The sequence below is a fragment of the Planktotalea sp. genome (assembly GCF_039984035.1).
Classification (GTDB): domain Bacteria; phylum Pseudomonadota; class Alphaproteobacteria; order Rhodobacterales; family Rhodobacteraceae; genus Planktotalea.
In genome coordinates, this window is record NZ_JBDWVM010000199.1 from 1 (window position 1) to 14,621 (window position 14,621).

14 protein-coding genes and 1 tRNA gene are annotated in these 14,621 nt (G+C 52.8%); 4 read left to right on the top strand and 11 right to left on the bottom strand.

The window, feature by feature from the left end; all coding sequences use genetic code 11:
- The 6 genes from ABJQ89_RS09215 to murA form a co-directional block, all read right to left on the bottom strand.
- Positions 1-326, bottom strand: a 326-nt coding sequence (locus ABJQ89_RS09215; RefSeq protein WP_348495955.1) for a low molecular weight phosphatase family protein, incomplete at its 3' end; no start/stop codon positions are given.
- A gap of 1 nt (position 327) precedes the next feature.
- Complete coding sequence (locus tag ABJQ89_RS09220; RefSeq protein ID WP_348495956.1) at positions 328-807, bottom strand: UPF0262 family protein; 480 nt, start codon at positions 805-807, stop codon at positions 328-330.
- A 4-nt stretch (positions 808-811) separates the two neighbouring features.
- Positions 812-2,113: a histidinol dehydrogenase gene (gene hisD / locus ABJQ89_RS09225; protein WP_348495957.1), complete on the bottom strand. Its 1,302-nt coding sequence runs from the start codon at positions 2,111-2,113 to the stop codon at positions 812-814.
- Positions 2,114-2,173: 60 nt separating this feature from the next.
- Entirely contained in the window at positions 2,174-2,674 is a 501-nt protein-coding gene (locus ABJQ89_RS09230) for an anthrone oxygenase family protein (RefSeq protein WP_348495958.1), read from the bottom strand.
- Positions 2,675-2,744: 70 nt separating this feature from the next.
- Complete coding sequence (locus ABJQ89_RS09235) at positions 2,745-3,206, bottom strand: DUF2948 family protein (RefSeq protein ID WP_348495959.1); 462 nt, start codon at positions 3,204-3,206, stop codon at positions 2,745-2,747.
- The gene (murA, locus tag ABJQ89_RS09240) at positions 3,203-4,471 is read right to left on the bottom strand and encodes a UDP-N-acetylglucosamine 1-carboxyvinyltransferase (RefSeq protein ID WP_348495960.1); all 1,269 of its coding nucleotides are present in this window, start codon (positions 4,469-4,471) and stop codon (positions 3,203-3,205) included. Before murA ends, ABJQ89_RS09235 begins: the two co-directional genes overlap by 4 nt.
- A gap of 256 nt (positions 4,472-4,727) precedes the next feature.
- On the opposite strand from murA, the gene ABJQ89_RS09245 reads away from it, so the two are divergent.
- Positions 4,728-4,803 (top strand) — tRNA-Thr (locus ABJQ89_RS09245).
- 310 nt (positions 4,804-5,113) lie between these two features.
- On the opposite strand, the gene ABJQ89_RS09250 is transcribed toward ABJQ89_RS09245, so the two are convergent.
- The 3 genes from ABJQ89_RS09250 to ABJQ89_RS09260 all read right to left on the bottom strand — a co-directional run bounded on the left by ABJQ89_RS09250 (position 5,114) and on the right by ABJQ89_RS09260 (position 8,136).
- Positions 5,114-5,935 carry an ATP-binding cassette domain-containing protein gene (locus ABJQ89_RS09250; protein WP_348495961.1) on the bottom strand — a complete coding sequence of 274 codons (822 nt, stop codon included), beginning with the start codon at positions 5,933-5,935 and terminating at the stop codon, positions 5,114-5,116.
- Positions 5,911-6,996, bottom strand: coding sequence for an ABC transporter permease (locus tag ABJQ89_RS09255; RefSeq protein ID WP_348495962.1), 1,086 nt, complete (start codon positions 6,994-6,996; stop codon positions 5,911-5,913). The genes ABJQ89_RS09250 and ABJQ89_RS09255 overlap by 25 nt, the downstream gene beginning before the upstream one ends.
- Before the next feature lie 120 nt (positions 6,997-7,116).
- A complete protein-coding gene (locus ABJQ89_RS09260) occupies positions 7,117-8,136 on the bottom strand; it encodes a sugar ABC transporter substrate-binding protein (protein WP_348495963.1) in 1,020 nt (339 codons plus the stop codon).
- Between the two features lie 174 nt (positions 8,137-8,310).
- On the opposite strand from ABJQ89_RS09260, the gene ABJQ89_RS09265 reads away from it, so the two are divergent.
- The gene (locus ABJQ89_RS09265; RefSeq protein ID WP_348495968.1) at positions 8,311-9,507 is read left to right on the top strand and encodes an ROK family transcriptional regulator; all 1,197 of its coding nucleotides are present in this window, start codon (positions 8,311-8,313) and stop codon (positions 9,505-9,507) included.
- A 30-nt stretch (positions 9,508-9,537) separates the two neighbouring features.
- Here ABJQ89_RS09265 and ABJQ89_RS09270 read toward each other — a convergent pair whose 3' ends face one another.
- Positions 9,538-10,857, bottom strand: a complete 1,320-nt coding sequence (locus tag ABJQ89_RS09270) for an aspartate aminotransferase family protein (protein ID WP_348495964.1) — start codon at positions 10,855-10,857, stop codon at positions 9,538-9,540.
- A 140-nt stretch (positions 10,858-10,997) separates the two neighbouring features.
- On the opposite strand from ABJQ89_RS09270, the gene ABJQ89_RS09275 reads away from it, so the two are divergent.
- Entirely contained in the window at positions 10,998-11,879 is an 882-nt protein-coding gene (locus ABJQ89_RS09275) for a MurR/RpiR family transcriptional regulator (protein WP_348495965.1), read from the top strand.
- Between the two features lie 876 nt (positions 11,880-12,755).
- The gene (locus ABJQ89_RS09280; RefSeq protein WP_348495966.1) at positions 12,756-13,421 is read left to right on the top strand and encodes a sugar transferase; all 666 of its coding nucleotides are present in this window, start codon (positions 12,756-12,758) and stop codon (positions 13,419-13,421) included.
- A 4-nt stretch (positions 13,422-13,425) separates the two neighbouring features.
- Here ABJQ89_RS09280 and ABJQ89_RS09285 read toward each other — a convergent pair.
- Positions 13,426-14,621: glycosyltransferase family 4 protein (locus ABJQ89_RS09285; protein WP_348495967.1), on the bottom strand; the 1,196-nt coding region annotated here is incomplete at its 5' end.

The following is a 14,621-nucleotide window of genomic DNA, read 5'->3' on the forward strand; positions in this document are numbered from 1 at the left end:
ACCTCAAGATGGAACACGCGGGTAAGCTCCAAAGCGCGGCGTTGGCTGGCCGGGGACAGTGCGACGATCAAATCGAACGAACTGAGGTCATCGCCGAATTCTTCCATCTCATCGAACGAACGTGAGCGATGGCGTTGCAACTCAACACCCATTTCAGCGCAGACAGCGATAGAGAACCCATCAATCTCAAGGTCGTTAAACACGCCGACAGACTGGACATAAGTCTCTGTACCGTAGAACTTTTTCATGATGCCCTCAGCCATAGGCGAGCGCACAGCGTTATGATCACAGCAAAACAGGACCGATTGTGGGAGGTCCTGCGCCATCTTATCCACCAAAGTGCAGAACGCAGATGAGCGTAAAGAGGCGGCGGGCGGTATCGATGTCGATTTCGGCTTTGCCGTCCAAACGTTCTTGCAAAATGCGGCTGCCTTCCATGTGAATACCGCGGCGCGCCATGTCGATTGTCTCGATCTGGCTGGGTGGAAGGTTCTTCACTGCAGAAAAGTAGCTTTCGCAAATCTGGAAATAGTCTTTGACGACTTGGCGAAATGGCCCGAGCGAGAGATGAAACTCAGCAGCGGGTTCTTTGGCTTCCGTCTTGATATCAAACACCAGACGCTTTTCGCGAATTGCGAGCGTGAGCCCATAGGGGCCTTCTGGTGTCGCGCGATCATCGCGCTCTGGCAGAACAAAGGAATTGTCCTCCAGAAGATCAAAAACAGCGACTTTGCGCTCTTGCTCAATCTCCGGTGTGGGAGCGGGCAAGTTGGCATCATCGATTTCGATATGGATCAGGCGTGACATCAGTTCACTCGTTCAATTTTTGCAAGCGGGCCGTAACGGACAGGCCGTGGGCCTCGAGGCTTTCAGAGGTTGCGAGCACTTCAGCAGAAGGGCCGATAGCGCGCAAGGCCTGAGGTGTCATTTGCGCCAAAGTGGTACGTTTGATGAAGTCCATGACCGACAAGCCAGACGAGAAGCGCGCGGAGCGGGCCGTTGGCAATACGTGGTTCGGGCCGCCAATGTAATCGCCAATTGCCTCGGGCGTCCATTGCCCAAGGAAGATCGCACCCGCGTGCACACATTTTTCGCTGAGGGCATCGGGATCCGCGACGCAAAGTTCGAGGTGCTCAGGTGCGATGCGGTTGGATAATTCCGCCGCTTGTTCCAGATCGGTCACCGTAATGATCGCGCCAAAGTCGCGCCAGCTGATGCCTGCGATTTCGCGGCGTTCTAACGTTTCGAGGCGCTTTTCAACGGCGGCCGCAACAGCGCGGCCAAAATCAGCATCATCTGTGATCAGCAACGATTGCGCGCTTTCGTCATGTTCCGCTTGGCTGAGCAGATCGAGGGCGATCCAATCGGGATCATTGTCTTTGTCGGCGATCACCAGAATTTCAGACGGGCCAGCGATCATATCGATGCCGACCTTACCAAAAACACGGCGCTTGGCAGCCGCGACAAAGGCGTTGCCGGGCCCTGTGATTTTATCGACAGGTTTGATTGTATCAGTGCCATAGGCAAGCGCGGCAATCGCTTGCGCGCCGCCGATGCGGTAGATCTCGTCAACGCCCGCAATGCGTGCTGCCAGCAAAACTGCTGGGTTCGCAATGCCATCTGGCGTTGGCACTGTAATGGCCAAACGCTCAACCCCCGCGACCTTCGCGGGGATGGCGTTCATCAGAACGGACGAGGGATAGGAGGCCAAACCGCCCGGCACATATAGGCCCGCAGCAGATACTGCCGTCCATCGCCAACCCAGCGTTGCGCCCGCATCGTCCGTCCATTTGGCATCTTCCGGCATCTGCTTTTCGTGATAGGCCCGAATGCGCGCAGCCGCGAGTTCAAGCGCAGCACGTTCATCGTCTGGGACTTTCGCGCACTCTGCTTCAATCTCTTCTTGCGAAAATGCGAGCGTATCAGCGGTAAGTTCCATACGGTCGAACTTATGTGTAAGATCGAGCACCGCATGATCACCGCGCGCGCGCACATCCGCTATAATATCAGCGACGATAGCATCCACATCAGGGCTATCTTCGCGTTTCGCATTTAGGAGCGCGGTGAAGCGGCTCTCAAAATCGGCGTCTGTTGTGCTTAGAAATTGCGGCATCATCCGTTCCTCATATCTGGCGCAAGACTTAACGCCAGAGCGAGGTAGCCTCAAGGGCGCTTAGGCGCGGCGCGGCAGCGCATAGAGGCCAAGCCCAACGAGCAACAAAGTAATACCAGCCACAATCGTGCGTGTGATATTCCAGAATTGCCAACGCGCGGAATAAGCGCTCCAGATTTCCAGGGCCTCAGCTGTTGGCAGTGGTTCGACAAATGCCTCCAGTGCGATGTTCATCGGGACATTGACGCTAGCGGTCAGCAAAAACGCGCCAAGGAAGTAGATCACTGCGCCGCTCCCTAGGAAAATCGCGGTCGCGCGCGATTTGGCTAGATAAGCCAAGATCGCCGTGATCAGAAGTACGATGGGCGTTCCAAAAAATGCGGGGAAGAAGACACCATTGCGCACGGAGATGTTCATCGCATTCATGGCTGCGATTGCAGCGTTAGGGTCCATAGCATCAAGGCCCCACATCGTGGAGCAAACCCAAGCATAGAAAAATCCGAAAATCGCCCCGGAGAGGAGGAGTGAGAGAAATACCATTGGAGTTACAATTCGTTGCATCGTTAATCACCCTGTCTAAAATTTTGTTGTGCGGGTGATACGAAGCGCGCGAAAGTTTCCGTCGCGGAAATCAGTCGTGGCTTGGCGCTTTCTTAGACGGCGCAACATAGGGGCGCGTCACGTCTTTAAGCGATACGTCCAGCGCTTCGACCTCCAAACGGATTGCGCCGTCGCCCGCGAGGGTCAAGATTAGGTGGCCCGATGGTGCGTCAGAGACCTCAAATTCCATGCTCAGAAGCGACAAGATCATGTCCTTTTCGCTGCGATCGATGCCTTGGCTCGACACCGCGCGCACGTCAGAAATGTGTAGAACAGATTGCACACGTTCTGGCGTGCGCTTGTTCCCGTCTTCCCAGCGAAACCGGTTCAAGAGGATCGCAAAGCGTCCTTCTTTCGCGATGAACCGCATCTCTTGGGCGGGAAACACGGCATCCTGCACCAGAGATGAGACGACCTGCAAGTCATCTGCATCTACTGCGCCGATGTTTAGCGGGGCTTCTGCCCCATCTTCAAAACGTGCGTCTTCGCTCATGAACCTTTAACCCGTTCGATGTTGGCTCCAACTGCGCTGAGCTTCTTTTCAATCTGCTCATATCCGCGGTCCAAATGATAGACGCGGTTCACTTGCGTCTCTCCTTCGGCGCGCAGACCCGCTAGGATCAAGGACACAGACGCGCGTAGGTCCGTCGCCATCACTGGGGCACCGTTCATCTTATCAACGCCTGTGACCGTTGCTGTGCCGCCCTGAACCTCGACATTGGCGCCCATGCGCAAGAGTTCTGGCGCGTGCATAAAGCGGTTCTCGAAGATCGTTTCCTCCAGAACACTGACCCCATCAGCAAAGCACATCATCGCCATGAATTGCGCCTGAAGGTCGGTTGGAAAGCCTGGGAATGGCTCTGTCGTGACGTTGACAGGCTTGATCGGACCGTCCGGTTTCGTAACGCGAATGCCAAGCTTGGTTTCCTCAATGATTGCGCCCGCTTCCTGCATCTTTTCTGCAAAGGCTGGGATCAGATCCATACGGCCACCGAGCAATTCTACAGAACCACCCGCAATCATCGGCGCAATCATAAATGTGCCAAGCTCAATGCGATCAGGGATCACAGCTTGGGTCGCGCCATGCAAAGCATCAACGCCTTGGATGGTGATCGTATCCGTGCCTGCACCTTCGATCTGCGCACCCATCGCGATGAGGCAATCAGCCAGCGCTTTGGTGTCAGGCTCGCGCGCGGCGTTCTTGATAACGGTCGTGCCTTTGGCAAGCGTCGCGGCTGTCATCGCGTTTTCGGTCGCGCCGACAGAGGCAAAGCGCAGTGGAATCTCAGCACCTTTCAACCCGTTCGGCGCAGTCGCGTGAACATAACCGTCTTTCAATTCAATCGTCGCACCAAGTCGCTCAAGCGCATCAAGGTGCATATCAACCGCGCGCGCACCAATCGCGCAGCCGCCCGGCATAGAGACAATCGCCTCACCAGAGCGCGCCAGCATCGGGCCAAGCACGTTAAAGGACGCGCGCAGTTTGCGCACGAGATCATATTCTGCTTTGTTCGACGTCAGCTTTGTCGCGTTCAGGGCAAGCACACGGCCATTTGCCAATTGCGCAATCTCGCAACCGATCGATTCAAGAACATCGCTCAAGGTTTTGATATCAGCGAGACGCGGAACGTTGGTCAGCGTCAAAGGTTCTTCCGTCAGCAGTGCCGCGCACATAAGCTTCAGAACTGTATTTTTCGCGCCCGCAATGGGGATTTGCCCATTCAGTGCGCCGTTGCCTCTAACGAGAATTGAATCCATGTGCCTGACCTACTCTTAAATATCGCCCTTCGGCTTTTGTTCTTGCTCTACGCTCGTACGCACTTTTGCTTGCGCTTTACGTCGCCCTAAGTTCGCTTTCAATGCTGCCTTCAACCGATCTTCTCGTTCGGTCGTTTTTTTGCTCTGCTTCTTGGGGTCGTTTCTCTGTACCATACCCTTCTCTAACGCAGGTCTTTGAAAGCGTCCAGATTGCGCTTGCGTGAAGGCGAATTTGGGTCTAATCAGCCGCCTAGATGCCGGGGTAGCTCAGTGGTAGTAGCGCGTCATTGGTAATGACGAGGTCGAGAGTTCAATTCTCTCTCCCGGCACCATGCTTCTCTTAGATACCTATCCTCGCGCTGATCTGCACGTAAATGCTCGATACTGCCGATCTTTTGACCATCGATTGCGGTTTAAGTGAACAACGCGTTGGGCCTGAAGTTCGAGACTTTCATTTGAGTAAAGAGCTTTTATTGTTCAATTGTAACCGCTTCTGATTGGGACATGATCGCGGCTCTACAATTTTAATTTGAAGAGTTTGCCGCCTGAAAATAAGCGGCAAACTCTTGCCTAGCGTAGGGCGATAGAAACAAATTTTCGGCTTTTACGATATTCGGAATCATCCAAGGCGAACATCACCGCTTAGTCTTGCGGCGGGGCGTCTTTTGCGCCTGTCATGAATGCCACTGCATCTGACATTGTGTAGTCCTTTGGATCAATAACACAGAGCCGTTTGCCGAGCCGGTGGACATGGATGCGGTCAGCGACCTCGAAGACATGAGGCATGTTGTGACTGATCAAAATGATCGGGATGCCGCGCGAGCGGACATCGAGGATCAGCTCTAGAACTCTGCGAGACTCTTTAACGCCAAGAGCCGCTGTTGGCTCATCCAAAATAATGACTTTGGATCCGAAAGCCGCAGCGCGTGCAACCGCGACGCCCTGACGTTGACCACCCGAAAGGGTTTCAACCGCTTGGTTGATGTTTTGAATTGTCATCAATCCAAGTTCAGAAAGTTTGTCCCGGGCGATCTGTTCCATCTTGGGGCGATCCAACTGACGGAGCCATTTGCCTCGAAACCCGGGTTTGCGGATTTCGCGCCCCATAAACATATTGTCCGCAATGGACAGGGCTGGCGACATAGCAAGCGTTTGGTAGACGGTCTCGATCCCTTCTTTACGGGCATCAGTCGGAGAGGTGAAATTGACCTTGCGCCCTTCAAGATAGACATCACCCTCGTCCGGAATGACCGCGCCTGAAACGGCTTTGATCAGTGAAGATTTACCTGCGCCATTGTCACCGATCACGGCAAGAATTTCGCCCGGGTAGAGGTCAAAGTCGCAATGATCGAGTGCCGTGACTTTGCCATAGCGTTTCACCAATCCACGACCTTTTAGGATAGGTTCAACAGACCCTTTTTCGATATTCGTCATGACCGTCATGCTGAGACCTTTCTGATCCATTGATCTACTGCAACAGCGCCGATGATGAGAGCGCCAATAAGAAGGTATGTCCATTGCGCGTCTGCCCCTGCGAGACGCAGGCCAAGGGTGAACACGCCAACAATAAGAGCGCCGAACAATGGCCCCATGATAGAGCCTCGTCCGCCAAACAACGAGATTCCACCGATCACAACGGCTGTAATGCTTTCAATGTTGAGCAGTTGACCAGACGTCGGGCTGACAGAGCCAATGCGGCCAATCAGTGCCCAGCCAGCAATCGCACAGATGAAACCTGTGACAGCATAGACCGAGATCAACGTGCGTTTCACATTGACACCTGAAAGTTGCGCGGCATCCGGATCATCACCCACGGCATAGATATGACGCCCCCAAGCGGTGTGTTTGAGCGCATAGGCCAGAAATGCAAAGATCAGGACCATTGCGATAACGCCAAAGGTAAATGTCGCGCCGCCACGCCCGTCTGCATTTGCACCGACTTTGAATGTCGAGCCCAAAAATTGCAGAAGCGGTGCGTTTTGTTCGATTTCCTGACTTCGAATGGTTTCGTTAGCAGAATAGAGGAAGTTCGCGGCCAAAACGATTTGCCACATTCCAAGTGTCACGATGAAAGGCGGCAGCTTCATCACTGCAATCAGCCAACCGTTGATTGAACCAACGAGTGTCCCGAATGCCAGACCAGCAGCGACTGCAATCTCAACAGGGATACCATACCGAAAGGTGAATTGCCCCATGATAACGCTCGAGAGAACGGCAATGGCGCCAACGCTCAAATCGATACCTGCGGTCAGAATGACAAGGCTTTGAGCCGCAGCTACGATGCCGACAATCTGCACCTGTTGTAAGATCAAGGTCAGCGCAAATGGTGAGAAGAATTTTGATCCCAACAATAGTCCGAACAAAACGATTGAGACCAAAAGAACAAAAAGTGGCACAATCGCTGGGTTTACGTGAAGCGCATGCTGCAATCTGGCAAGGAGCCCTTTGCGTTCAGTGAATGATGCCACTGAGTCTGATGCGGGTGGTTTAATGGCGGCTTCAAAGTCGTCGGGCTTGCCGGACACTGTTCGATCCTCTCGTAGGGAAGTTGGTTTCGCTAGGACGTCACGCCCAGCTTATACAAAGGGCGGGAAGAAATCCCGCCCTTTGCGTTGCATCGTATTAAGGATGCGGGTGGAAGGAGATTAACCCCAGCAAAGCTCCGTGCCTTCAGCGACTGAAATGCTCTCAACGCCGTCGGCAGGCTTGTCCGTCACCAAAGCAACGCCTGTGTCGAAGAAATCTTTGCCAGGTGTATTTTCTGGTAGTGTTCCATCAGCCGCGAAGGACGCAATTGCATCGATGCCAAGCGCGGCCATACGCAGTGGGTACTGCTGCGACGTTGCTCCGATCACACCGTCGGCGATATTCTGAACACCAGGGCAGCCGCCATCAACGGACACAATCAGAACTTCATCTTCACGACCGATCGAGCGGAGGGCTTCGTAAGCGCCTGCTGCCGCTGGTTCGTTGATTGTATAGACAACGTTAATGCCCGGATCGACCGCGAGAAGATTTTCCATCGCTTTGCGACCGCCTTCTTCGTTGCCCGCAGTGACGTCGTTTCCGACGATACGCGCATCATCTTCGTCGCCCCATTTGTTTGGATCTCCAAGATCGATACCAAAACCTTTCAGGAAGCCTTGATCGCGCAGAACGCCAACCGTTGGTTGGGACACAGCAAGATCGAGCATCGCAATCTTCGCATTTGCGGCGTCATCACCCAATTGAGCTGCTGCCCATTGTCCGATCAGTTCACCTGCGAGGAAGTTGTCGGTCGCAAATGTTGCGTTCGCTGCATCGATTGGATCAAGCGGCGTGTCGAGCGCAATAACAAGAAGACCCGCATCACGCGCCTGTGTGACGGCACCAACAATCGAAGATGTGTCAGATGCGGTCAGCAAGATGCCGGATGCACCATCCAGAATACATGTTTCGATCGCGGCAACTTGTGTTTCGTGGTCACCATCAACCTTGCCTGCGTAAGAGCGCAGCGTAATTCCAGCCTTTGCTGCGGCCGCTTCGGCGCCTTCGCGCATCTTTACGAAGAAAGGGTTGGTGTCAGTTTTTGTGATCAAACAAGCGGAGACAGCGTGGCTGTCAGCCATTGCAGAACCAGCAGATGTGATAGCGGCAAGAGCGGTGCCGATGAGCAACTTTTTCATGGTGTCCTCCCAGACAATTGACATGTCAGGGCCTCCACCCCGACGACGATACGACCGGCCTTTGCCTGTCGCTTGCTTTCTAAATGACGTGATTCTCAAGCGGCTGTCAATTAGTTAGTTAACTTTTCTTATTAATCTATTTACCTGCTATATATGAGTGTTATTATACATGTCATGGAAGATGGACTTATCAGATCTCTCAGCACCGGACTGAGCCAGAAAGGTGTTCGAGATCACAACGAACGGCTTTTGTTATCGTTACTTCAGCGCCACGGCCCGATGCCCGGCAGCGATTTGTCACGGCTTGCGGAACTTTCCCCGCCGACAGTTTCCAGCATTCTTCGCCGCCTTGAAGGAGAAGGGATTCTTGAGCGTGGCGACCCCGTTCGAGGAAAGGTCGGAAAGCCTTCAATTCCTATGAAATTAGCACCTGATGGCGCGTTTTCGTTTGGTCTCAAAATCGGACGACGATCTACCGATTTAGTTTTAATCGACCTGACCGGCGGCCTGCGTGAAGAGCGTCAACTGACCTATCCGGCTCCGGTGCCTGAAGACATCTTCGACTTTCTTGAAGACAGCGTGCGTAGCATTGCTGATCAAATGGAGCCGTCTCATGCAGATCGCATTTGCGGGCTGGGAATCGCGGCCCCGTTTGAGATGTGGAACTGGCCCGATCGCACCAAAGACCTTTCAGCGGCCTTCGCTCCTTGGGAAGGCATCGATCTGCGAAAAGAAGCACAATTAAGGACGGGTTTACCCGTTTCGCTTTTGAATGATGCAACGGCAGCATGTCAGGCTGAGCATACATATGGGCGCGGCAAAGAGTTTCGTGACTACGCCTACTTCTTCATTGGAGCTTTCATTGGCGGCGGCGTTGTTTTGAACAACTCGGTCTTCGAAGGGCGCCAAGGGAACGCGGGGGCCTTAGGGTCACTGCGCAGCATCGGCCCCAACGGGGAAAGCATGCAGCTTGTCGATATGGCATCGATCCATCAACTGGAGTTGCGTCTGCGTGAGGTCGATTTGGACCCTCAGCAACTCTGGTCGGACCCCGATAGTTGGCATTCTTTGTCGCGATATGTGGATCCTTGGCTTGGTCAAACGGCCCAAGAACTCGCCAAGGCGGCCCTCTCAACCTGCTCGGTTATCGATTTCGAAGCAATCCTGATTGACGGTGCATTTCCGACCAGCGTGCGCGATGATCTCGTCAGTCGCGTCCGCCGTTATGTCGTAACGCAAGATACCCGAGGTTTGATTCAGCCCCGCATCGAAGGCGGCAGTATTGGCGGCAAAGCTCGCGCAATTGGCGCTGCGACTCGACCCCTAGGGGCACAGTTCATGATGCAGGCGAGCGTTGGAATAACGGTCTAATTCAACGTTTCTAAACTTGCTTCACGTCTTTCATATGACAGTATCCACCGCGCGCACCAAGCTTTCTACAGCATCCTCCAATTCACTTTCAGTGGCTATGAAAGGAGGGGCAAGCAGGATGTGATCCCCCACGTGGCCATCGCGCGTGCCAGGCATTGGATAGCACGCCAAACCCTCGGCAAAAGCCGCCTTTTTCAACTTTCCCGCAAGCCCGAGACCGGGATCAAAGGGCGCTTTCGTGTCCCTATCTTCAACAATTTCAAGTCCACGAAACAAACCACGACCGCGAATATCCCCGATGTATCGGTGGTTGCCGAATTTCTGAATGAGTTGGTCCTGCAAGAAAGCACCGCGCTTTTGCACTTGAGCAATAAGGTCATGATCCAGCATCTCGTTCAACACTGCACAGCCAACCGCAGCGGCAATGGGATGTCCCAAATAGGTATGACCGTGCTGAAAGAACCCCGTGCCGCTTGCGACGGCCTCATAAATTTTCGATGAGCAAAGCATTGCGCCAATTGGCTGATATCCCGCGCCTAGACCCTTAGCGATACACAGAATATCAGGCGCAATTTCTTCAGCATCACAGGCAAAGAGATGACCGGTGCGCCCCATGCCGCACATAACTTCATCCAAAATTAGCAACACACCATACTGGTCACAAATTTCACGGATGCGTTTGAAATAGCCCTCAACTGACGGCACTGCACCTAGTGTGGCGCCCACAACAGGCTCGGCCAAAAACGCCATGACGTTATCTGCCCCGAGCCGCAGGATTTCTTCCTCAAGTTCGTTGGCCACCCGCATGCCATACTCTTCAGGACTCTCATTCGCAGAGCGCTCAGCATACTCGTAACAAGGCGCGATATGGCTGACATCGATCAAGAGCGGCGCAAATTGCTGTCTGCGCCAAGCATTTCCGCCAGCTGCAAGCGCACCTAAAGTGTTCCCGTGATAGCTTTGACGGCGGGCGATGACGTGTTTGCGGTCAGGCTCTCCGTTCTCAATGTGAAACTGGCGGGCAAGCTTTAGGGCCGCCTCGACCGCCTCCGAGCCGCCAGAAACCAGATACACACGATCCAAGTCCCCCGGCGCGTGAGACACCAAGAGTTCGGCCAGTTGTTCGGCGGGCTCACTCGTAAAGAATCCAGTGTGCGCATAGGCCAAGGTCTCTGCTTGGTCCTTGATGGCCTGAATAATGCGTTGGTTTGAATGCCCCAGACACGAAACCGCCGCGCCGCCAGACCCATCGAAGTAGCGTTTGCCGTTCTCATCAATCAAAAAGCATCCGTCGCCACCCACAGCTTTCGGGAATTCGGATTTACAGTGACGCGGGAAGATATGGGACATTTTGGCTTCCTTCAAAGAAGAGGGCTGTCTTTCAAGTTCGTTGGAATTCGGGGACATTTTGTTGCAATTACAATTTCTGTCAATCGACACATAAAATAACTATTGTTATTTTAATTTTCTTTGACTTGAGGCAAATCGACATGGACCCGACGTTAAAAACCAAAACAATATCAAAGCTTAAGAGCGATTTTTCAACCCTTTCGCCACGGCTTCAAGCTGTTGCAAAGTACATAGTCGATCATCCTGCCGACTTTGGCTTGGACTCGATCAGAGAAACCGCGCGCAAGGCAGACGTCTCAACTTATACGCTGGTAAGGATGGCGGGTCAGATGGGATTCGAAAGCTTCGAAGACCTTCGCGAACCCTTTCGTCATGCGTTGATTTCAACCAGTCAGGTCACAGCGATACCGGATTGGATTGAGAACCTGCAAACAGCAGGTGAGTTGGGTCGCGTTCAAGCCGACGCTGCGACCAATTCAATTGGTGTCGTCCAGCGCTCCTTAGAACGGCAGACAGCGGATCAAATGGAGCGCGTGGTTGCACTGCTTCTCGGAGCACAAAACACCTACGTCACGGCAGCCCGCGCCAGCTATGGTCTCGCCTATTACTACCATTACGTTGCGCGCATGGCCTTGCCATCATTACAACTAATCCCCCGCCTTATGGGCAGTGCAATCGATGAATTGAACGAAGCTAACGAAGACGATGTGCTCATCGCGATCTCCTTCACGCCTTTCTCTAAGGAAACCATTGAGGCCTGCAAGTTCGCGAAGAAGCGAGGCGTAAAACTCATCATCCTGTCAGACAGTGAAATCATTTCACCGGATTTTACGCCTGATGAAAATCTCATTGTTTCAGCAGTCTCGACTCATCATTTCGGCTGCTATGCGGGAGCTATTGCAGTCATAGAAAACCTGCTAGCAGTTTTGGTCCAAACAGCGGGGGACGACGCCAAACAACGCATCGAAAACTATGAAGATTTGCGCCAGAACCACGATGCGTATTGGAGGCAAAGAAAATAACATTAGTTTTTCAAATGAGAACCAAAAGTAAGTGGCCGAAACACCTGTACTCGGGCCAAACCGATGAGCAAGCCCTCTCGCCCAGTGTTACGTCGAATGTAGGTGTCGCCATCAAGAATCGGGCTGATACCAGACCCCAGTCTGGGCCCAATAAGGCAGTTCCGATTCGCATTTCTTGTTTAGAACCGATGAAAAACTGCGAAGTTTTTGCCCAATTTTGCAGCAAAACCAGCGCACGGCTGAGTTGCTGCATCAAAAGTGCAAGGGCCTAACCTTACGAAAGGTAAACAGTCTTTCACTCATTCGTAATCAATCAAAAAAGACCGCTGTGCCACAGATTTGGCGTTCCATTGTAATACAGAAGGTCAATTTTCTTTTCATATCGTTCGCATTGTGGCTTGTTTTGGAAACAATGGGCGCTTTTAGCTCTGTTGTTTCCGTAACTACATTCAACATTGGAGTACTTACCAAAACCAGCGCAAGTCAATTCAATCAACCTTAAGGCGTATTTATTTCCAGATACACGATCAAAGGCGCAAAATTTTCGCCTAAAAACTTATTTTTACACAAACGAGCCCGCAGAACCGCTCCACCGAATGTGGCAAAACATTGACCTGCAAGTGACCAATGTGCAATTAAGACAATGTTGAAACATTTTTTAACTGTTTTGACCCAAGCGCATCGCTGTCAATATTAGATGCGTCTTGGTCTGTGAATCGGTGTCTGTGAAGTTGGGAGAGCATCCAACTGAGCTTGTGAGTGGCCATTGGCCTTTTGATCAATTGAACATCGAAGTTTTGGGTTATGCGGCATTGTTGCCGCCCTAATGTGTTAAGAGGGGTCTAGCACATGGCTTCACACGACAGGCGTCTTGCTATGTACGCCAACATCATAGGCGGGCTTCCGCGAGCGACGACAACGACGCTACAGGTCCGTTCCATATATGGTTCTTTCCTCAAGCCGCTGTTTGACTTTATCGTAACGCTCATCATGGTTGTTCCAGCAGCAATTATTGTCAGCATCTTCGCGCTGATTGTTATGACCGACGGACACAAACCTTTTTACGTACAAAAGCGCATAGGTAAAAACGGTCGCACGTTTGGCATGTGGAAACTGCGCAGCATGGTGCCGAACGCCGATGCAGTCTTGGAAGAGTATCTTTCTCAGGATCCAGCAGCGCGACGCGAGTGGGATCGCACTCAAAAGCTCAAGCATGATCCTCGCATCACGCGGGTTGGAGGTTTCATTCGCAAAGCCTCGATCGATGAGTTGCCTCAGCTTTTGAATGTACTGCGTGGAGAAATGGCGCTTGTGGGACCACGTCCCATGATGACAGATCAACGCGCGCTCTATCCAGGTGTTGCATACTATGCCATGCGCCCGGGTATCACGGGTTTCTGGCAAACGTCCTCTCGCAACGAAAGCAGTTTTGCCGAGCGTGCGACGTTTGATGCGTCGTACTTCAGCGCGATGTCGTTCAAAACCGATCTGCGCGTTCTATACAAAACGGTCGGTGTCGTATTTGCGGCCACAGGCTACTAAGAAATTAGCGCGGCGCATCCACTGCGCGGCGCAATTGGTTGGCAACTGCCTTCCCCCAAGCATCCCAGTTCAAGCGCTCTTCATACTCTTTGCGCGATGAAATCCGCAGGGCTTCGTGCTTTTTTGGGTCTTCAACATATATGTCGATCACATCTGAAAAGTCCGTCGCTTCAGACGTGACCGGCAATGCATGCCCATTTATGCCCTCGCGTACCGGGACACCCCCAACACGCAAGGACAGTGCCGGCAACCCGTAAGCCGCCGCTTCACAGTAGGCAAAGCCGTAGCTTTCAAAGGAAGGGTTGATCAGAAAATGCGCGTTTTGGAAGCACTGCGCGAATTTTGCTAACTCTGCAGGATCGGATTTATCCAGCGGTCCGACAATGTTGAGCGTTTCATTCGACGTCATTCCTTCAGGCTTGCAACCAAGGATCGTCAACCGAGCGTTACGACCCCGTTCGAGCAAAGTGTTCAAAACACCCAAGGCCAATGGCCCGCCCTTGGCATGCCAGTCACGACCGACGAAAATCAGTTCGATGGGTCTATCCACTCTAAGCGCGTTTGATACTTTTGGCTTCTCAATTGCATCAATATTGGCGCCCCACGGGATGATGTGCATCCGCCCTTCGAGCCCTTCAAACGTCTCTGCTATCCCGTCGCGCAACCATTCGGTCGGCAAAAGCAAAAGCTCCGTACTTGATAAGACGCGTTGCTCTTGGCGCGCAATCCAAGGATCCAGATAGCGTGAAGCAGATAGGAAGGAGCCAAAGCTCTGGCCGACGACAGAACGTTTGTAAGTTGTCGGCGTGGCATCTGTCGTGAACCCGATCACTAAATCATCGACAGCACCCAACCCAGCGAGCGATTGGATCGAATAGGCACAGAACAACACGTCATAATCGCCGCGTTTTAGTTCACGTCGTACGCCGCGGGCGATGATGCGCCCCAACAATAAGTGAAGCCGCCAACGCATGCGCAGATTTAGCGCTTCTGGAAGCGCATGCATGAGCCTGCGCAAAGGTTCCGCCAAATGCCACGAATTGCTGAGGATCGTCACTTCACCTGCATGTTCTTGCAAGGCTTGGTACATGCGCGCATTGCCACCCGAATAGAGGTTCGGGTCAAGCGGTGTGATATCGCAGAGATAGGCAATCTTTAACGGTCGGTCCAACATGGGGTTTGAGCTAGGACTGAAACGTG